The sequence below is a fragment of the Roseivivax jejudonensis genome (genome assembly GCF_900172265.1).
In the GTDB taxonomy this organism is placed as follows: domain Bacteria; phylum Pseudomonadota; class Alphaproteobacteria; order Rhodobacterales; family Rhodobacteraceae; genus Roseivivax; species Roseivivax jejudonensis.
Genome location: NZ_FWFK01000003.1, coordinates 557,971 through 575,409 on the forward strand (window position 1 = coordinate 557,971; position 17,439 = coordinate 575,409).

Consider the following 17,439-nt stretch of genomic DNA (forward strand, 5'->3'; position numbering starts at 1 on the left):
TCGGTGTCGCGTGCTAGCATCGCGGCGCGTTCAGTCGTCTTGGAGTTCGAGCGATGCAGATCACTCTGCCAGCCATCCCGGCGGCCCCTCTCGTTTCGGGTCATCCCTTCGGCGTTCCCGGCGTACCGCCGCGCGGCCCCGATCCGCGCCGGGTCGAGGCCACGCCCGCGCCGTCCTCGGCCGACAACGCGCCCGACCGCCGGCTTGCGACCGCGTCGCCGCGCGAGGAGTTGCAGGCCGCGCTCGCCTCGCCGGCCGATCACATCGCGCCGCCGACGATCATGCAGCTGCGCATCGCCGCGATGCTCGAAAGCCCGGAAGCCGGACTCGACACCGGGGCGACCACCCCGCCGGAAAACGGCGCACGCGTCGCCTTCTCGTATGCCGCTGCGGCGGCCGGACCGGCCGCGAACGCACCCCGCGAGGACGGCGCGAATGCCCCCGGACCTTGATCGCCGCCGATCCCGTTCCATCTGCCCGTGATGCGGACTGCTTTTCTTGCGTCCGAGCTTCGCCTATAAGCCGCTCCAGCCGCGGCACGAAGCCGCGGAGCGGGCAGAGACGGTCGAGGACATCATGGCAGAGAGCAAGCACGACGCGGACGTGGCCTTCATCCAGGCACTGGCGGAGCTCTTGCGCGAAAACGATCTGACGGAACTTCAGGTCAAGCGCGAGTACGGCGACGACGACAGCCTGAGCGTGCGCGTCAGCCGGATGCACCAGGCGCAAGCCGCACCCAGCCAGGTTCACGTGCCCCCCGCGCCAACCGCGCCCGCCCCCGGCCCCGCGGCCCAGCCGGCCGCAGCCGAAACAGCCGCTCCCGAACCCGCGGATCCCGCGCAGCACCCCGGGGCGGTGACGTCTCCGATGGTCGGCACCGTCTATCTGCAGCCCGAACCGGGCTCGGCCGCCTTCGTCAAGGTTGGCGGTCAGGTCAACGAGGGCGACACGCTGCTCATCGTCGAAGCGATGAAGACGATGAACCACATTCCCGCGCCGCGCGCCGGCACCGTCACGCAGATCCTCGTCGACGATGGCGCCCCGGTCGAGTACGGCGCCCCGCTCGTCATCCTCGAGTGACGGCCATGTTCGACAAGATCCTGATTGCAAACCGCGGCGAGATCGCGCTTCGCGTCATCCGGGCGTGCCGCGAGATGGGCATCTCGTCCGTTGCCGTGCATTCGACCGCCGATGCCGACGCCATGCACGTGCGCATGGCCGACGAGACGATCTGCATCGGACCCGCGTCCTCCGCGCAGTCGTACCTGTCGATCCCTGCGATCATCTCGGCCTGCGAGGTGACGGGCGCGCAGGCGATCCATCCCGGTTATGGCTTCCTGTCCGAAAACGCCCGCTTCGTGCAGGTGGTCGAGGATCACGGCATCACCTTCATCGGCCCGTCGGCCGAGCATATCCGCATCATGGGCGACAAGATCACCGCCAAGGAGACGATGAAGGATCTCGGCGTGCCCTGCGTGCCGGGCTCTGAAGGCGGCGTCGCGGACTTCGAGACCGCGCGGACGCTGGCCGCCGACATGGGCTACCCGGTCATCATCAAGGCCACCGCCGGGGGTGGCGGGCGCGGCATGAAGGTCGCCCGCGGCGAGGAAGAGCTCGAGCGCGCCTTTCAGACGGCGCGATCCGAGGCGAAGGCCGCATTCGGCAACGACGAGGTCTACATCGAGAAGTACCTCACGACGCCGCGCCACATCGAGGTGCAGGTCTTCGGTGACGGCAAGGGCCGCGCCGTGCACCTCGGAGAGCGCGACTGCTCCCTGCAGCGGCGCCACCAGAAGGTGCTCGAAGAGGCGCCCGGCCCCGCGATCAGCGAGGGCGAGCGCGCGCGCATCGGCAAGATCTGCGCCGAGGCCGTGGCCGAGATCGGCTATTCCGGCGCCGGCACGATCGAGTTCCTCTACGAGGACGGCGAGTTCTACTTTATCGAGATGAACACCCGCCTGCAGGTCGAGCATCCGGTGACCGAGGCGGTCTTCGGCGTGGATCTCGTGCGCGAACAGATCCGCGTCGCCGCCGGCGAGGAGCTGTCATTCGTGCAGGAGGATCTGCAGATCAACGGACACGCGATCGAGGCGCGCATCAACGCCGAGAAGCTTCCGAGCTTTGCGCCCTCCCCCGGCCGGATCACGCAATACCACGCTCCCGGCGGGCTGGGCGTGCGGATCGACAGCGCACTTTACGACGGCTACCGAATCCCGCCCTACTATGACAGCCTGATCGGCAAGCTGATCGTGCACGGCCGCGACCGGACCGAGGCGCTGGCCCGGATGAACCGCGCGCTCGGCGAGTTGATCGTCGATGGCGTGGACACCACGATCCCGCTGTTCCGCGCGCTGCTGGAGGAGGAAGCGGTCCAGACCGGCGCCTACAATATCCACTGGCTCGAACACTGGCTCGCCCGGGACGGGGTGTGACGGTCTCCCCTCAGCTCGTTCTGCAGGCCTACCGGGTCGGGGTCTTTCCCATGGCCGAACACCGCAACGACCCGGATATCTTCTGGGTCGATCCGCGGCACCGCGGGATCATTCCGCTCGACCGGTTCCGCATATCGAAGAGCCTTGCGCGGACGCTTCGCAAGGATCGGTACGAGGTGACGCTGGACCGCGACTTCGCGGGCGTGATGCATGCCTGCGCCGACCGGCCGGAAACCTGGATCAACGCTGAGATCCTCGGGCTCTATGCGGCCCTGCACGAACAGGGTCATGCGCATTCGCTGGAAGTCTGGCAGGACGGCGAACTCGCCGGAGGCGTCTACGGCGTCGCCTTCGGTGCCGTCTACTGCGGCGAGAGCATGTTCAGCCGCCGCCGCGACGGATCGAAGATCGCGCTGGCCTGGCTCGTCGATCACCTGAAGACGACCGGGTTCCAGCTGTTCGATACGCAGTTCCTGACACCGCATCTCGCATCGCTCGGCGGGGTCGAGATCACGCGTTCGGAATATCAGGACCGGCTGGCGACCGCCGCTGCAGCAAGCGCCGATTTCCTGGGTGCGCCGCTGCCCGCGAGCGGTCAGGACGTGGTGCAGCGCAACACCCAGACGTCATAGCGCGGGTGATCCATCGGGTTGAGCGCTGGTGCGGTGGCGATCATCCAGCCGCGAAACACCGGATCGGGAACACCGACTTCGCGCACCGTCAGGAAGGCAAAGGCGTCACCGGCCGGGTCGCCCTGCGGATAGCGGCATTCGTCGAGCGTGATCTCGATACGGCCCACCGGTTCGGACCGGCCGGCCGCGAGCTGAACGTCCTGCACCTGCCCCGTAAGCTTGTCGAGCGCGCGCAACTCTGCGCCGCCGCCCTCGCTGGTGGCCACGCGATCCTGCGCGGACGCCGGCACGGCCAGTGCCGCCGCGGCAGCAACGCCAACGGCACGCGCGATCCCGCGGATCCGTCGGGTCACTCGGGGCTCCACGCCTCGTAGTCGGCGCGCTCCGCCGGCTTTTCGCGGCGGATCGACCCCGCCGGCGCATAGGCCAGCGCCGTTCCCGTCAGGTTTTCGACATGGGGTTTCTCCCACGCGCGGTGCGTCAGCGGACGCTCCGTCGGCGGCTCTTTCCAGGTGTGATGCAGCCAGCCGTGCCAGTCGGGATCGACGCGCGAGGCCTCGGCCTCGCCGTTATAGATCACCCAACGGCGCTTGCCATCTTTCGTCTGGTAGAACGTGTTGCCCTGCGCGTCCTCGCCGACCTTCTGCCCGTGACGACGGGTATAGAGCAGCGTGTTGAGCGTGCCCCCGTTCCACCACGTGACGGCTTGCAGGAGTGTTTTGAGGATGCCCATGGACGACTCCGTTTTGGCTGGGCCGGTTATGCCGCAGCGCAGACCGAACGTCCAGTGGCCCGGCGCCGCAGGCAATCGAACGCAGGCCAGGTGATCGGGAACATGCCGGTCCGTCACGAAGGTCCGGTGCGCGCCGGGCACGGAAGTCTCCGAAGGGCGCACAGTGGCCCGAGGCCTGGCGGCCCCGGGCAAAGCGTGGCCGGGGCGCTGCCCCGGCCGGACGCGATCAATTCATGTAGTCTTGGGTGAAGCTGTCCATGCTTTCGAGGTCTTCTTCGTTCAGACGCGTCACGAAGGCGTAGTCATCGCTCTCGACGAGGTTCACGTCATCGAGCTGGATCAGGATGTCCTTGTCCCCGATGTCGAGAAAGCCGCCGATCTCGGCGACGAAGCCGCTCAGATTGCCGGACGTATCGAACACGACGTCGGAGATCGTGCCGATCTGGTTCCAGTCTCCGCCGACGGCATCGTAAGTGAAGTCGGGATCCCAGCCTTCATCCTGCGCTTCGTTGGTCGTGTAGATCTCGGCGCCGGTGATGTCGCTGGCTCGGATCATCTGACCCTGCGCGTCGGAACCCGAACCGCTGTCGGAGGCCATGTCGGTGTCCGACATGTCGGATCCGTCTTGGCTGTTCGTTGCGGCGTTCTGCGTGTCCTGCATGGACCCGCCGTCGGACGCCGCGTTCTGCTCGGAATTGTGCTGGTCCGCGAAGGCCGCCGGGGTTGCGGCGACAAGCAGAGCGGCGGTGGTGGTGAGCAGATGTTTCAAGGCTGTCTCCTTGCGTTGTTGGATCTGTCCACCAACGGATGCACCTGCGCCACGTTCCTGAATGTTACATTACAAGCGATTACAAAGCGACGCTCATCCATCGGCGCCGGGTGTACGCCCACGCGAAAGGGGCGCGCCGGTTTCCCGGGCGCGCCCCTCGAACACGATCAGGCGATGGTCGTGCCAATCAGCCCGCTGTCGCGCTCTCCTTCTTCTGGTCGGCGTAGATCATCAGCGGCTTGGCCTCGGACGTCACCGCCTCGTCGTTCACCACGACCTCGACCACGTCTTCCATGCCCGGCAGGTCGAACATCGTGTCGAGCAGGATATCCTCGAGGATCGAGCGCAGCCCCCGAGCGCCCGTCTTGCGGGCGATCGCCTTCTTCGCGATGGCCGACAGGGCATCGTCGGTGAAGGTCAGCGTCGTATCCTCGAGCTCGAACAGTCGCTGGTACTGCTTGACCAGCGCGTTCTTCGGCTCGGTCAGGATGGTGACGAGCGCATCCTCGTCGAGATCCTCGAGCGTGGCCAGCACCGGCAGACGGCCAACGAATTCCGGGATGAGACCGAACTTCAGAAGGTCCTCGGGCTCCAGATCCTGGAACACCTCGCCGATGTTGCGGTCCTCGACGTTGCGCACGTCGGCGCCGAAGCCCATGGCCGAGCCCTTGCCGCGCTGCGCGATGATCTTGTCCAGCCCGGCGAACGCGCCGCCGCAGATGAACAGGATGTTCGTCGTGTCGACCTGCAGGAACTCCTGCTGCGGATGCTTGCGTCCGCCCTGCGGCGGCACCGACGCGACGGTGCCCTCCATCAGCTTCAGCAGCGCCTGCTGAACGCCCTCCCCCGAAACGTCGCGGGTGATCGAGGGGTTCTCGGACTTGCGGGTGATCTTGTCGACCTCGTCGATGTAGACGATGCCGCGCTGCGCGCGCTCGACATTGTATTCGCTCGACTGCAGCAGCTTGAGGATGATGTTCTCGACATCCTCGCCGACGTAGCCCGCTTCGGTCAGCGTCGTCGCGTCTGCCATCGTGAACGGTACGTCCAAGATCCGCGCCAGCGTCTGCGCCAGAAGCGTCTTGCCGCAGCCCGTGGGACCGATCAGCAGGATATTCGACTTCGACAATTCGATGTCGGAGGATTTCGCCGCATGGTTCAGACGCTTGTAGTGGTTGTGCACGGCAACCGACAGCACGCGCTTCGCCATCGCCTGACCGATCACGTAGTCGTCCAGAACCTTGCAGATCTCGTGCGGCGTCGGAACGCCGTCATGGCTCTTGAGCCCGGATCCCTTGGTCTCTTCGCGGATGATGTCCATGCACAGTTCGACGCATTCGTCGCAGATGAACACCGTCGGGCCGGCGATGAGTTTGCGAACCTCGTGCTGGCTCTTGCCGCAGAAGCTGCAGTAGAGCGTGTTCTTGCTGTCGCCGCCAGAGTTCGTCGCCATATTCAAACCTTTCCCGGCCTTCGCAGAATTCGGCCCGGACGCGCAGCGGGTGACCCGCAGCGCCGTCCGGTAACGAGACTAGGACAGACCCCGACCCGTCACAATCCGAAAAGTTGTCACGGGGCGCGCGCGCCCCGCGTCGTGCTTAACGTCTGGTCCTGCGCCGCGCGCGACGCTCAGGACGTCGCCTCCTGAGCCTCTTCGCGGCTCGCGACGATGTCGTCGATGAGGCCCCATTCCTTCGCATCCTCGGGCGACATGAAGTGGTCGCGCTCCAGCGCGGCCTCGACCTTCTTCAGCGTCTGGCCGGTATGCTTCACGTATATCTCGTTCAGACGCCGCTTGAGTTTGATGGTCTCTTCGGCGTGGATCATGATGTCCGTCGCCTGGCCCTGGTAGCCGCCCGAGGGCTGGTGAACCATGATGCGGCTGTTGGGCAGCGAGAACCGCATTCCGGTGGCACCCGCGGTCAGCAGCAGCGAGCCCATCGAGGCCGCCTGACCGATCACCAGGGTCGACACCTTCGGCTTGATGTACTGCATCGTGTCGTAGATCGACAGTCCGCTGGTCACCACGCCGCCAGGCGAGTTGATGTACATCGAGATATCCTTCGACGGGTTCTCCGCCTCGAGGTGCAGAAGCTGCGCCACGATCAGCGACGACATGCCGTCGTGAACCGGCCCGTTCACGAAGATGATCCGCTCCTTCAGCAGGCGCGAAAAGATGTCGTAGGCACGCTCGCCGCGGCTGGTCTGCTCGACCACCATCGGCACCAGCGTGTTCATGTAGGTCTCGAACGGATCGGTCATGTCAGCCTGCCTCATGTCGGAAGATTGTTGCCGGTCTGGCGTTGCCAGAGTCTTAGTAGTGCCTCCGCACAGCCGCAAGGGGCGCCCCGGTGATTTGGCCCCGCGGCCGCGGGCGACATCCGGTCCCGCGGCCGAGCGCCGCGTTGAAGCCCGCTAGGCGCCCGCTAACTGCCCGCGAAACCACCTCTGGAGGACCGGCGATGCAGGCGCTCGAGCACTTTCCCCCGACCCGCGAAACCGGCCTCGACCGGCTGGCGCAGTTCGTGCCGCGGGCCGGGAAGGACTACCAGACGAACCGCAACTTCGATCTCGGGTCGGGCGCGCATGACCACGTCTCGCAACTCTCGCCCTACTTCCGAACGCGGCTCGTGACCGAGGAAGAGGCGCTGCGCGCCGTGCTCGAAGAGCACAGCCGCTCGGCCGCCGGAAAGTTCATCGACGAGATGTTCTGGCGCACCTACTCCAAGGGCTGGCTCGAGATGCGCCCGACGGTCTGGTCGGCCTACAAGGGCGAACGCGACCAGGCCTGGGACGACGTGCAGACCCAGTCCGGCCTGCGTCAGGAGTGGGAGGCCGCCTGCCGCGGCGAAACCGGCATCGAGTGTTTCGACCATTGGGCGCACGAACTCGTCGAAACCGGCTACCTGCACAACCATGCGCGGATGTGGTTCGCCTCGATCTGGATGTTCACGTTGCGCCTGCCCTGGGCGCTCGGTGCGGATTTCTTCCTGCGCCATCTCTGCGACGGCGACCCGGCGTCGAACACGCTCGGCTGGCGCTGGGTCGGCGGGCTGCACACGCCGGACAAGACCTATCTCGCGCGGGCCTCGAACATCCGCAAATACACGAACGAGCGGTTTCATCCGAAATACCAATTGGCCGGAGAAGCCGCGCCTGTGGACGGCACCCCCAATCCCGAGCGCATGGCCCCGCCCGAGGGCGACACGCCCGACCGCGAGCGCCGCACGGTCCTGCTGCTTCACGAGGACGATTGCGCGCCCGGCTGGATGCTCGAGGACGGACCGGCGCCGGTCGCCACGGCCACGCTCGACGCGACCGGCGGCATCTCGCACCTGGAGCCCGCGCCGCACGTGAAGGCGTTCCGCGATGGCGCGCTGGCCGACGCGGTCGCGCAGCACGGCGATGTGCTGGGACCGGTGACCTACGCGCTCGACAGCGCATCGGCCATCGCCGCGTGGGCGCGCGAGCATGGTGCAGAGCAGATCGTGACCTCGTATCCGCCGGTCGGCCCGGCCGCCGATATCATCGCCGGGATCGACGAGGTGCCGGTGATCCGCCGGCTGCGCCCGTTCGACGCCCGCGCGTGGCCCTACGCGACCGCCGGGTTCTTCAAGTTCAAGGACAAGATCCCGAAGCTGCTCGGGGCGCTTAAGGGGGTCGAGGTCGCCTGACCGCCGCCCTGCCCGGCCCCCTCAGGCCGCGCCGAAGACCGGCACATCGCGGCAGGCATGAACCGCACACTCGAGCTCCAGCGTCGAATGGCCGATCCCGAACCGATCCGACAGCGCCATTTTCACGCGCGCCTTGATCTCGTCGGCCCGGTCCCACGCCCCGGCCTCGACAGCGACATGTGCCTCGAACGACACCGTGTGCTGGCTCATCAGCCACAGATGCGCGTGATGCACGCCGGCGACGCCGGGCACCTCGCGCACGGCCTCCACGACGCGTTCGGAATCCATGTCCTCCGGCGAGCCGAGCATCAGGATCCGGATCACCTCGGGCATCTCTCCGAGGCTCGTCCAGAGGATGTAGCCCGCGATCAGCAGCGTCACCGCCGGATCGACCCAGACCCAGCCGAAGAGCAGGATCAGCGTTCCCGCCGCGATCACCCCGACGGACCCCAGCGCGTCGGCCACGTTGTGCACGAAGGCCGCGCGGATGTTCACGCTGTCCTTCGACATCGCGTAAGTCAGCGCCGCGGTGCCCAAATCGACGATCAACGCGATGCCGGCGACGATCACCACGATCCAGCCGGTCACCGGTTCGGGGGCGAAGACGCGGTGAATCGCCTCGTAACCGAGGTAGAGCCCGATCACGACCAGCGTCGTGTAGTTGACGAGCGCGGCCACGACCTCGGCCCGGCGATAGCCGAAGGTCATGTCGGCATCGGCCGGCCGCCGCGCGATCCGGCGCGCGACGAAGGCGATGACCAGCGCGGTGGCGTCCGAGAGGTTGTGGATCGCATCGGCGATCATCGCGAGGGAGCCCGAAACGATCCCGCCGACGATCTGCGCCACCGTCAGCGCGACATTGAGGCCCACGGCCGCGGCGACGCGACCGTCGCCGGCCTCGGGATCGACGTGATGATGCCCGCTGTCATGCGGCATGGCATGTCTCGCTTTCCACCCAAGAGGATGGCGCGGGCCCGCTGGCGCGGCAAGGGCTGCGCCCGCTGCCCGTCACCCCGCTTCGGTCAGGCGTGCGACGTAGCGGGCCAGCGTGTCGATCTCGAGGTTCACGCGATCTCCGACCTCGACCGCGCCCCAGGTCGTGACCTGCTTGGTGTGCGGAATGAAATTGATGCCGAAATCGGCGCCCGACACTTCGTTCACGGTCAGCGATGTCCCGTTCAGCGCGACCGATCCCTTCGGTGCGATGAACCGCGCCAGCGCCTCGGGCGCGCGCAGCATGACCCGCGTGCTGTCGCCGTCATCGGTGATCGCCACGACCTCGGCGACGCCGTCCACGTGTCCGGACACGATATGCCCGCCAAGCTCGTCGCCGACCTTGAGGCTGCGTTCGAGATTCAGCCGGTAGCCCACGTTCCATGCACCCAGATTGGTCTTCGACACGGTCTCGGCGCTGATCTCCACGTCGAACCAGTCGGACCCGGTGCCGACGACCGTCAGGCAGACCCCGTCGCAGGCGATCGAGGCGCCCATGTCGATCGTCGCGGTCGGATAGGCCGTGGCAACGCGCGCCCGCAGGTCGCCCCGCTGCTCGAGCTCGCGGATCTCGCCGATATCGGTCACAATTCCGGTAAACATGCTGTCCCCTTCCGGGCCCGGCCCGGCAGTGGCGCGGGCCTTAATTTCGCCGGCATCCCTGCGTAGGATCGCGGCGCGAACGATGCGGGGAATAGACGCGCCACATGGTCATGGCAACCGGAGAGCGACGGGTTTTTCTCTTCCTGCAGGGGCCGCACGGGCCGTTCTTCCACCGGCTCGGCGCGATGCTGCGCAAGACCGGGGCCGAGGTCTGGCGCGTGGGCTTCAACGCCGGCGACCGGGCCTTCTGGTTCCACCCGGAAAGCTACCTGCCCTACAGCGGATCGGCAGCGGACTGGCCGGACACAATGGGCCGGATCTGCGCCGAAAAGGGCGTGACAGATCTCGTGCTCTATGGCGACGTTCGCCGCATCCATGCCGAGGCAGTGGACGCGGCGCGCGCCCGGGGCCTCACCGTGCACGTGTTCGAGGAAGGCTACATGCGGCCCTACTGGATCACCTACGAACGCGGCGGATCGAACGGCCACTCGCGGCTCATGACGATGTCGGTCGATGACATGCGCGCGGCTCTGCAGCATTCGGACATGGAAGCTCCCTTGCCGCCCGCGCATTGGGGCGACATGCGCCATCATGTCTTCTACGGGGCGCTCTACCACTTCTTCGTGCTCTTCCGGAACGGCGACTACCGCAACTTCCGCCCGCATCGCGGCCTCGGCGTGGCGCAGGAATTCGCGCTCTACCTCCGCAGGCTGCTGCTGATGCCGCTGATCGCCGCTGAGCGGTTTGTGGCGCAGTCGCGGATCCGGCGCGGCGGCTTTCCCTACCATCTCGCGCTTCTGCAGCTCGAACACGACGCGAGCTTCCAGCGCCATTCGCCGTTCGAGACCCTGACCGATTTTCTGGAGGTCGTCGTGCGCGGCTTTGCCGAGGGCGCGCCGGGCCACCATCACCTCGTCTTCAAGGCGCATCCGCTCGAGGACGGCCGCGTGCCGCTGCGGCGCACGATCCGCCGGCTGGCGGTCGATCACGGCGTGGCCGATCGGGTGCATTTCGTTCGCGGCGGCAAGCTCGCGCGGCTGCTCAACGACGCGCGCACCGCGGTGACGGTCAATTCGACCGCCGCGCAGCAGGTGCTCTGGCGCGGCATCCCCCTCAAGGTCTTCGGCGACGCGGTCTACGCCAAGCCCGAGTTCGTGTCCGACCAGCCGCTGCCCGAGTTCTTTGCCACGCCGACCCGGCCCGACGCCCGCGCGTACCGCCAGTATCGCCGCTACCTTCTCGAAACGAGCCAGCTGCCCGGTGGCTTCTACTCGTCCCGAGGCCGGCGTCAGCTCTTGCGGCAGGTCGTCGACATGATGCTGGCGGCCGACGATCCCTACGACGCGCTCCGGCGCGGCACCGCCGCCCCGCGCCCGCCATTGCGCGCGGTCACCTGAGCCGCGCCGACACCGCCGCTTCGGCCGCCGCATCCCCGGCCAGCGATGCCGTCCGCGTCTGCACGCCATGCGCGGCACCGCGGCCCTGCCGCAACACCGTGGCCCCGGCCCGGTTGGGCGAATCGTCTACAATCTTCCGTTTCCACGAAACTTTGCTACGGTGGCGAAAAAGACACCGAGGCAGACAAGAACAGGTCGAGGAGACCGAGCAGTGCAACGATCCCCATCCCGATGGACGCGGGGGGTCGCGATCGTCGTCGCGGCGTCCCTCCTTGCGTCGTGCGGCCTGCCGCGCGTCGGCCCGAACAAGCGAGAGATCTTCGCGGGCTCGGTCCAGCGTGAAGGCGACGCCTTCGTCGTCGAGGTGAACGATCGCGTGACCCGCGCCACCGCCGTCGTCCCGGCGTTGGGCTTCACCGACCAGCTTCGAAATGCCGGCGTCGTCGGCTCCGACACGATTTCGCCGGGCGACTCGCTCGGCCTGACCATCTGGGAGAACGTCGACGACGGCCTTCTCGCCGGCACGGGCGCGAATGCCACCGTGCTGGAAGAGGTGCAGGTCGACGGATCCGGCTTCATCTTCGTGCCGTATGCAGGACGCATCCGCGCCGCCGGCAACTCGACCGAAGCCGTGCGCCGGATCATCACCGACCGCCTCGGCGACCAGACGCCGGACCCGCAAGTCCAGGTGCGCCGCCTCGCCGGCGACGGCCAGACCGTGTCGATCCTCGGCGCGGTCGGCGCGCAGGGTGTCTACCCGATCGAGCGGCCGACCCGCACGCTGGGCGCCATGCTGGCCAACGCCGGCGGCGTCGCCATTTCCCCCGAGATCGCGCAGGTGAAGCTGCAGCGCGGTGGCCACACCGGAACCGTATGGTTCCAGGATCTCTACGATCATCCCGCGATGGACATCGCCCTGCGCGGCGGCGACAAGATCCTCGTGGAGGAGGACACCCGATCCTTCACCGCGCTCGGCGCGTTCGGCACGCAGGCGCGCGTGCCGTTCGAGAGCCAGACCATCTCGGCGGTCGAGGCGCTGGCGCAGGTTGGCGGCCTCGTCGCCACGGCGTCGGACCCGACGGGCGTCTTCGTCTTCCGCAACGAACCGGCCGAGATCGCCAACCAGGTGCTCGGGCGCACCGACCTGATCGGCGCGCAGCGTCTGGTCTACGTGCTCGACCTGACGCAACCGAACGGCATGTTCACCGCACGCGATTTCGTCATCCGCGACCAGGACACCGTCTACGTGACCGAGGCGCCCTTCACCCAGTGGAGCAAGGTCATCTCGTCGGTCACCGGCACGCTGGGGACGGTCTCGACGCTGGCCACGACATCGGAAACGCTCTCCGCCGCCGGCGGCTGACATGGCCCGACCGGGCCCGGACGAACCCGACGACGCCGGGGCGGTCTCGCCCCGGCGTTGTCGCGTCTACGCACTCGGCCTTCTGCGCGACGCCCGCATCCGCCGCATCCTCGCGACCGCTGGCTGGAAGGTCGCGCCGGGCTGGCCCACGGGCAACGACGCGGTCGCGGTCTGGGGCGCCTCGCCCCATGCCTGGCGCGGCGAACGCGTCGCGGCCCGGACCGGCGCGCCGCTCCTGCGGATCGAGGATGCGTGGCTGCGCTCGCTCGACCCCGGGCGCACCGGCGAGCCGCCGCTCGGGCTCCTGATCGACAGCGCGGGCGTGCATTTCAACGCCGCCCGCCCCTCGGATCTCGAGACGCTGCTGGCAAGCCATCCCCTCGACGATGCCGCGCTGATGACCCGCGCCCGCCACGCCATCGCGCGCCTCCGCCGCGCGCACCTGTCGAAGTTCAGCGCGACGCTCCCGGACGTGCCGGCGCCCGAGCCCGGCTACGTGCTCGTGGTCGACCAGACCCGTGGCGACGCCTCGGTCCGGGCGAGCGGCGCCGACGCCGCGCGCTTCCGCGAGATGCTCGTCTTTGCGCAGGAGGAACACCCCGGCGCGCGCATCCTCATCCGCGCGCATCCCGAAACGGCCCGCGGCTTCCGTCCCGGGCATTTCGACGACTCCGACCTCTCCGCGCGCGTCGCCTTCTGCGACGCCGAGGTCTCGCCCTGGACGCTTCTGGAGGGCGCCGTCGCCGTCTATACCGTCTCCTCGCAGATGGGCTTCGAGGCCATCCTCGCCGGGCATCGCCCCCGCGTTTTCGGACAGCCCTTCTACGCGGGTTGGGGGCTGACCGAGGACGATCGCCCCGTCCCGCGGCGCGAGCGCCGGCTGTCCCGCACACAGCTCTTTGCCGGCGCGGCGATCCTCTACCCGGTCTGGTACGATCCCTATCGCGACCGGCGCGGTGACATCGAGGACGTCATAGGCGCGCTCGAGGCCCGCGCGCGGGCCTGGCGCGAGGATCGCGCGGGCTGGGTCGCGCGCGGCATGCGGCTGTGGAAACGCGGCCCGCTGCAGAGGGCCTTCGGCGTCCCGCGGGGCGTGGTCTTCGAAAACGATCCCGACCGCGCGGCCGGGCTCGCCGCACGCGACGGCCGCCGCGTCATGGTCTGGGCCGGCAAGGCACGCGACACCGAAGCCGAGGGCACCGTGCGGATCGAGGACGGCTTCCTGCGCTCGCGCGGGCTCGGGGCGAAGCTCGTCCCGCCGGCCTCGCTCGTCGCCGACGACTTGGGCATCTACTACGATCCGCGGCGCCCCTCGCGGCTCGAACGCCTGATCGCCGACAGCGCCGACCTGCCGGAGGACGCCCGCGCCCGGGCGCGCGGGTTGATCGACATCCTCGTGTCGCGCGGGCTGTCCAAGTACAACCTTTCCGGGGCTCTGCCCGACCTCGCGACCCTGCCCGAGGGGCGCCGCATCCTCGTGCCCGGACAAGTGGAGGATGACGCCTCCATCCGGCTCGGCAGCCCCGAGATGCGCTCGAACGCCGCGCTTCTCGCCCGCGTCCGAGCCGAGAACCCCGACGCCGCGATCATCTGGAAACCGCATCCCGACGTCGTGGCCGGCCTGCGCCCCGGCGCGGTCGACGCGCCCGAACGCTGGGCCGACATGACCGCGACGGGCGACATTGCGCCCCTGCTCGACGCGGTCGACGAGGTCTGGACACTGACCTCTCTCACCGGGTTCGAGGCGCTCCTGCGAGCCCGGCGGGTGACCACGCTCGGCGCGCCGTTCTACGCTGGCTGGGGTCTCACGCGCGATGTCGGTCCGGTGCCCGCGCGCCGTCTGGGCGGGCCGCGTCCGACGATCGAAGGGCTGGTTCACGCCGCGCTGATCGCCTATCCGCGCTACGTCGACCCGCTCACCGGCCAGCCCTGCCCGCCCGAGATCGTCGCCGAACGCCTCGCCACCGGCGCGGTCGCGCACCCCGGTCTGGGCAATCGCGCGCTGTCGAAGCTGCAGGGTCTTCTGGCCAGCCGCGCGGACCTGTGGCGGTGATCCGCCGGGCGCTGGAAACCGCCGCGCCGGCCGCTATCTGGCCGCTCATCGACGAATGGGGACCGACATGATCCGCCTGCTTTCCGCTCTCGCCCTCATGCTGACGCTCGCGGCACCGGCTGCGGCCCTCGAACGCTTCAGCTTCCCGTCGATCGATGGCGGAACCATCGACAGCGCCGACTGGTCCGGCCGGCCGGTTCTCGTGGTCAACACCGCTTCGCGCTGCGCCTTCACCGACCAGTATGCGGCGCTTCAGGATCTCTACGACCGCTACCGCGACTCGGGCCTTGTCGTCCTCGCCGTGCCGTCGAACGACTTCCGCCAGGAGCTCGGAAGCGAGGCGGAGGTGAAGGAGTTCTGCGAGATGACGTTCGGTCTCGACCTGCCGATGACGACGATCACGTCGGTGCGGGGCGACGAGGCCCACCCGTTCTACCGCTGGCTGGCCGAGACCGAGGGCTTCGCGCCGTCGTGGAACTTCAACAAGGTGCTGATCGACGGCACGGGACGCGTCGCGGGCACCTGGGGCTCGACGCAGCGCCCGCTGTCGTCCGAGATCACGTCGCGGATAGAGGCGCTCCTGCCGAAGTCCTGAGGCCCCTATCCGCCGCGGATCGGCTTCCGCGAACGCGTCGCTCAGGCCTCGGCGCGCGGCACTTCTCCCAGCGCGGCGCGCGTCAGCATCGCGTAGATCGCATCCTTCAGCGCCGCGCGCTCCTTGCGCTTCAGCATCTCCTCGAGGTCCTCGAGCGGCCGAGCGTTGATCTCCGACAGGTGAATCGCGTCGTTGACCTCTTCGTACTCCGCGACGAGCCGGGCAAAATGCGCGTCGCTGCGGCGCAGGTCGTGGATCGTCTCGCGATGTTCCGGAAAGTCGTCGACGAGGCGGTGCGGCGTGTGGGTCATGGTGCTCTCCTTGATGCGATCTGTTTCGGGTCTCGCATGCAGGATTGCCGCCCGGGTGCACGGGCGCCTTGATCCGGATCAAGGGAATCGACCGCCGGGCCGCTTCGCCTCAGCGCTGGCACGTCTCCCATTCGGGATGCACCCACGGCACCGCGTTCTCGGCCGGCAGCCGGCGCCCCAGCACGTGATCGGCGATCTTCTCGCCGACCATGATCGATGGCCCGTTCAGGTTGCCGTTGGTGATGCGCGGGAAGATCGAGCTGTCAGCCACGCGAAGCCCGTCGACGCCGATCACCCGGCCCTCGGGATCGACTACAGCCTCGGGATCGTCGCGCCGGCCCATCCGCGCCGTGCCGCAGGGATGGTAGGCGCTCTCCGCGTGATCGCGCACGAAGGCGTCGAGTTCCGCGTCCGACTGCGCCTCGGCGCCCGGCTGGATCTCGTCACCGGCATAGGCGGCGAAGGCCGGTTGGGCGAAGATCTCGCGCGTCATCCGGATCGCACGCCGGAAATCGGCCCAGTCCGTGTCGTGGCTCATGTAGTTGAACCGGATCTCGGGCGCGGCGCACGGATCTCCCGCACGCAGCCGCACCGTCCCGCGCGAGGGCGAGCGCATCGGCCCCACATGCGCCTGGAACCCGTGTCCCTCGGCCGCGGCCTGCCCGTCGTAGCGCACGGCGAGCGGCAGGAAATGATACTGGATATCCGGGTACGGAACGCCCGCGCGCGATCGCACGAAGGCCGCGCTCTCGAACTGGTTCGACGCGCCCGGACCGGTCTTCGTCAGCAACCACCGCGCGCCGACATACGCCTTGCCGAGGAGGCTCCAGTACTTGAAGAGGCTCACCGGCTGCGTCGCAGACATCTGGATGTAGAGTTCGAGATGATCCTGCAGGTTGCCGCCCACGCCGGGGCGGTCCGCCACCACCGGGATCCCGTGCTCGAACAGGTGCGCGCCCGGCCCGATCCCCGACAGCATCAGCAGCTTCGGTGTGTTGAAGGCCGACGCCGACAGGATCACCTCGCGCCGCGCGCGGATCGTCTCGCGCACGTCGCCGCGCACGACCTCCAAACCGGTGGCACGGCCCGCCTCGATCGTCACGCGCCGCACCTCGCCGTGGTAGAGTTCGGCACCCATGCGCTGCGCCGGCCGCAGGTAGGCCTTGGCTGCCGACCACCGGCGGCCGCGATGGATCGTCGCCTCCATGGCGCCGAACCCTTCCTGCTTCTCGCCGTTGTAATCCTCCGTCGCCTCGTAACCGGCCTCGATCCCGGCGGCGACGAAGGCGCGGGTCAGCGGGTTCTCGCGGCGCCCGCGGCTGACGTGAAGCGGCCCGTCGGTGCCGCGCCAGCCCGGCTGGCCGCCGTGGCTCGTCTCCATCCGCTTGAAGTACGGGAGCACGTCGGCATAGCCCCAGCCATCCGCACCCGCCTCGCGCCAATGATCGAAATCCATCGCGTGGCCGCGGACGTACACCATGCCGTTGATCGACGACGACCCGCCGATCACCTTGCCGCGCGGCGCGGCCAGCCGCCGCCCGCCGAGGTGCGGCTCGGGCTCCGACGCGTAGCCCCAGTCGTAGATCGGCATGTTCATCGGGTAGCTCAGCGCGCCCGGCATGTTGATGAACGGCCCGCCGTCCCAGCCACCATGTTCGACCACGATCACCGACTTTCCGGCTTCGACCAGCCGGTAGGCCATGGCGCAGCCGGCACTTCCGGCCCCGACGATCACGTAATCCGCTTCCATCACACACATCTCCCGCCGCGGCGCGTCGCCCGAGGGTCAAGGATGGCCGACAGGCCACCGCCGGCAGGCGGCGCGAAGCGTCCTTGAGGCTCGGGCGGCGGGCCCATCACACTCGATGTGGCGCCTCGGGGGGC

At 68.4% G+C, this 17,439-nt stretch carries 18 protein-coding genes; 9 read left to right on the forward strand and 9 right to left on the reverse strand.

From position 1 onward, the window contains the following. The first annotated feature begins 53 nt into the window (after positions 1-53). From ROJ8625_RS10535 to aat, 4 genes are all read left to right on the forward strand, one after another. Positions 54-452 (forward strand): hypothetical protein, encoded by a 399-nt coding sequence (locus ROJ8625_RS10535; protein WP_085791836.1) that lies wholly within the window; start codon positions 54-56, stop codon positions 450-452. Positions 453-576: 124 nt separating this feature from the next. Then, a complete protein-coding gene (gene accB, locus ROJ8625_RS10540; RefSeq protein WP_085791918.1) occupies positions 577-1,080 on the forward strand; it encodes an acetyl-CoA carboxylase biotin carboxyl carrier protein in 504 nt (167 codons plus the stop codon). Between the two features lie 5 nt (positions 1,081-1,085). Then, a complete protein-coding gene (accC, locus tag ROJ8625_RS10545) occupies positions 1,086-2,432 on the forward strand; it encodes an acetyl-CoA carboxylase biotin carboxylase subunit (protein WP_085791837.1) in 1,347 nt (448 codons plus the stop codon). Continuing rightward, positions 2,429-3,064 carry a leucyl/phenylalanyl-tRNA--protein transferase gene (gene aat / locus ROJ8625_RS10550; RefSeq protein WP_085791838.1) on the forward strand — a complete coding sequence of 212 codons (636 nt, stop codon included), beginning with the start codon at positions 2,429-2,431 and terminating at the stop codon, positions 3,062-3,064. The genes accC and aat overlap by 4 nt, the downstream gene beginning before the upstream one ends. On the opposite strand, the gene ROJ8625_RS10555 is transcribed toward aat, so the two are convergent. The 5 genes from ROJ8625_RS10555 to ROJ8625_RS10575 form a co-directional block, all read right to left on the reverse strand. After that, on the reverse strand, positions 3,028-3,417 hold the full coding sequence (locus ROJ8625_RS10555) for a DUF2155 domain-containing protein (protein ID WP_234984230.1): 390 nt from the start codon (positions 3,415-3,417) through the stop codon (positions 3,028-3,030). The two genes, aat and ROJ8625_RS10555, sit on opposite strands and share 37 nt — an antisense overlap. Beyond that, positions 3,414-3,797 carry an NADH:ubiquinone oxidoreductase subunit NDUFA12 gene (locus ROJ8625_RS10560; protein WP_085791839.1) on the reverse strand — a complete coding sequence of 128 codons (384 nt, stop codon included), beginning with the start codon at positions 3,795-3,797 and terminating at the stop codon, positions 3,414-3,416. The genes ROJ8625_RS10555 and ROJ8625_RS10560 overlap by 4 nt, the downstream gene beginning before the upstream one ends. Positions 3,798-4,023: 226 nt before the next feature. Continuing rightward, positions 4,024-4,566, reverse strand: coding sequence for a PRC-barrel domain-containing protein (locus ROJ8625_RS10565; RefSeq protein WP_085791840.1), 543 nt, complete (start codon positions 4,564-4,566; stop codon positions 4,024-4,026). Between the two features lie 187 nt (positions 4,567-4,753). After that, a complete protein-coding gene (clpX, locus tag ROJ8625_RS10570) occupies positions 4,754-6,019 on the reverse strand; it encodes an ATP-dependent Clp protease ATP-binding subunit ClpX (protein WP_085791841.1) in 1,266 nt (421 codons plus the stop codon). A 176-nt stretch (positions 6,020-6,195) separates the two neighbouring features. After that, a complete protein-coding gene (locus ROJ8625_RS10575; RefSeq protein WP_085791842.1) occupies positions 6,196-6,828 on the reverse strand; it encodes an ATP-dependent Clp protease proteolytic subunit in 633 nt (210 codons plus the stop codon). 200 nt (positions 6,829-7,028) lie between these two features. Here ROJ8625_RS10575 and ROJ8625_RS10580 point away from each other — a divergent pair, with 200 nt between their 5' ends. Beyond that, positions 7,029-8,240: an FAD-binding domain-containing protein gene (locus tag ROJ8625_RS10580; protein WP_085791843.1), complete on the forward strand. Its 1,212-nt coding sequence runs from the start codon at positions 7,029-7,031 to the stop codon at positions 8,238-8,240. 21 nt (positions 8,241-8,261) lie between these two features. Here ROJ8625_RS10580 and ROJ8625_RS10585 read toward each other — a convergent pair whose 3' ends face one another. Then, on the reverse strand, positions 8,262-9,176 hold the full coding sequence (locus tag ROJ8625_RS10585) for a cation diffusion facilitator family transporter (protein WP_085791844.1): 915 nt from the start codon (positions 9,174-9,176) through the stop codon (positions 8,262-8,264). A 72-nt stretch (positions 9,177-9,248) separates the two neighbouring features. Beyond that, complete coding sequence (locus ROJ8625_RS10590; protein ID WP_085791845.1) at positions 9,249-9,836, reverse strand: riboflavin synthase; 588 nt, start codon at positions 9,834-9,836, stop codon at positions 9,249-9,251. A 104-nt stretch (positions 9,837-9,940) separates the two neighbouring features. Here ROJ8625_RS10590 and ROJ8625_RS10595 point away from each other — a divergent pair, with 104 nt between their 5' ends. From ROJ8625_RS10595 to ROJ8625_RS10610, 4 genes are all read left to right on the forward strand, one after another. Then, positions 9,941-11,233, forward strand: a complete 1,293-nt coding sequence (locus ROJ8625_RS10595) for a capsule polysaccharide biogenesis protein (RefSeq protein WP_085791846.1) — start codon at positions 9,941-9,943, stop codon at positions 11,231-11,233. Positions 11,234-11,444: 211 nt separating this feature from the next. Beyond that, positions 11,445-12,596, forward strand: a complete 1,152-nt coding sequence (locus ROJ8625_RS10600; protein WP_234984231.1) for a polysaccharide biosynthesis/export family protein — start codon at positions 11,445-11,447, stop codon at positions 12,594-12,596. A gap of 1 nt (position 12,597) precedes the next feature. Next, positions 12,598-14,649, forward strand: a complete 2,052-nt coding sequence (locus ROJ8625_RS10605) for a capsule polysaccharide biogenesis protein (RefSeq protein WP_085791848.1) — start codon at positions 12,598-12,600, stop codon at positions 14,647-14,649. Positions 14,650-14,716: 67 nt separating this feature from the next. After that, positions 14,717-15,244, forward strand: coding sequence for a glutathione peroxidase (locus ROJ8625_RS10610; protein ID WP_085791920.1), 528 nt, complete (start codon positions 14,717-14,719; stop codon positions 15,242-15,244). A 41-nt stretch (positions 15,245-15,285) separates the two neighbouring features. Here the strand turns inward: ROJ8625_RS10610 and ROJ8625_RS10615 are convergent, their stop codons facing one another. Together ROJ8625_RS10615 and betA are read right to left on the reverse strand one after the other, a co-directional pair. Continuing rightward, complete coding sequence (locus ROJ8625_RS10615) at positions 15,286-15,555, reverse strand: HP1242/YdcH family protein (RefSeq protein WP_085791849.1); 270 nt, start codon at positions 15,553-15,555, stop codon at positions 15,286-15,288. A gap of 109 nt (positions 15,556-15,664) precedes the next feature. Next, on the reverse strand, positions 15,665-17,305 hold the full coding sequence (gene betA, locus ROJ8625_RS10620) for a choline dehydrogenase (RefSeq protein WP_085791850.1): 1,641 nt from the start codon (positions 17,303-17,305) through the stop codon (positions 15,665-15,667). Between the last annotated feature and the right edge of the window lie 134 nt (positions 17,306-17,439).

What these genes read in the sequence shown, in the direction of transcription:
- ROJ8625_RS10595 (WP_085791846.1), top strand. Translation starts at nt 9,941, where the DNA reads ATGGTCATGGCAACCGGAGAGCGACGGGTTTTTCTCTTCCTGCAGGGG.
- ROJ8625_RS10605 (WP_085791848.1), top strand. Translation starts at nt 12,598, where the DNA reads ATGGCCCGACCGGGCCCGGACGAACCCGACGACGCCGGGGCGGTCTCG.
- ROJ8625_RS10585 (WP_085791844.1), bottom strand. Translation starts at nt 9,176, where the DNA reads ATGCCGCATGACAGCGGGCATCATCACGTCGATCCCGAGGCCGGCGAC.
- ROJ8625_RS10610 (WP_085791920.1), top strand. Translation starts at nt 14,717, where the DNA reads ATGATCCGCCTGCTTTCCGCTCTCGCCCTCATGCTGACGCTCGCGGCA.
- ROJ8625_RS10535 (WP_085791836.1), top strand. Translation starts at nt 54, where the DNA reads ATGCAGATCACTCTGCCAGCCATCCCGGCGGCCCCTCTCGTTTCGGGT.
- accC (WP_085791837.1), top strand. Translation starts at nt 1,086, where the DNA reads ATGTTCGACAAGATCCTGATTGCAAACCGCGGCGAGATCGCGCTTCGC.
- ROJ8625_RS10575 (WP_085791842.1), bottom strand. Translation starts at nt 6,828, where the DNA reads ATGACCGATCCGTTCGAGACCTACATGAACACGCTGGTGCCGATGGTG.
- ROJ8625_RS10590 (WP_085791845.1), bottom strand. Translation starts at nt 9,836, where the DNA reads ATGTTTACCGGAATTGTGACCGATATCGGCGAGATCCGCGAGCTCGAG.
- clpX (WP_085791841.1), bottom strand. Translation starts at nt 6,019, where the DNA reads ATGGCGACGAACTCTGGCGGCGACAGCAAGAACACGCTCTACTGCAGC.
- ROJ8625_RS10615 (WP_085791849.1), bottom strand. Translation starts at nt 15,555, where the DNA reads ATGACCCACACGCCGCACCGCCTCGTCGACGACTTTCCGGAACATCGC.
- accB (WP_085791918.1), top strand. Translation starts at nt 577, where the DNA reads ATGGCAGAGAGCAAGCACGACGCGGACGTGGCCTTCATCCAGGCACTG.
- betA (WP_085791850.1), bottom strand. Translation starts at nt 17,305, where the DNA reads ATGGAAGCGGATTACGTGATCGTCGGGGCCGGAAGTGCCGGCTGCGCC.
- ROJ8625_RS10560 (WP_085791839.1), bottom strand. Translation starts at nt 3,797, where the DNA reads ATGGGCATCCTCAAAACACTCCTGCAAGCCGTCACGTGGTGGAACGGG.
- ROJ8625_RS10580 (WP_085791843.1), top strand. Translation starts at nt 7,029, where the DNA reads ATGCAGGCGCTCGAGCACTTTCCCCCGACCCGCGAAACCGGCCTCGAC.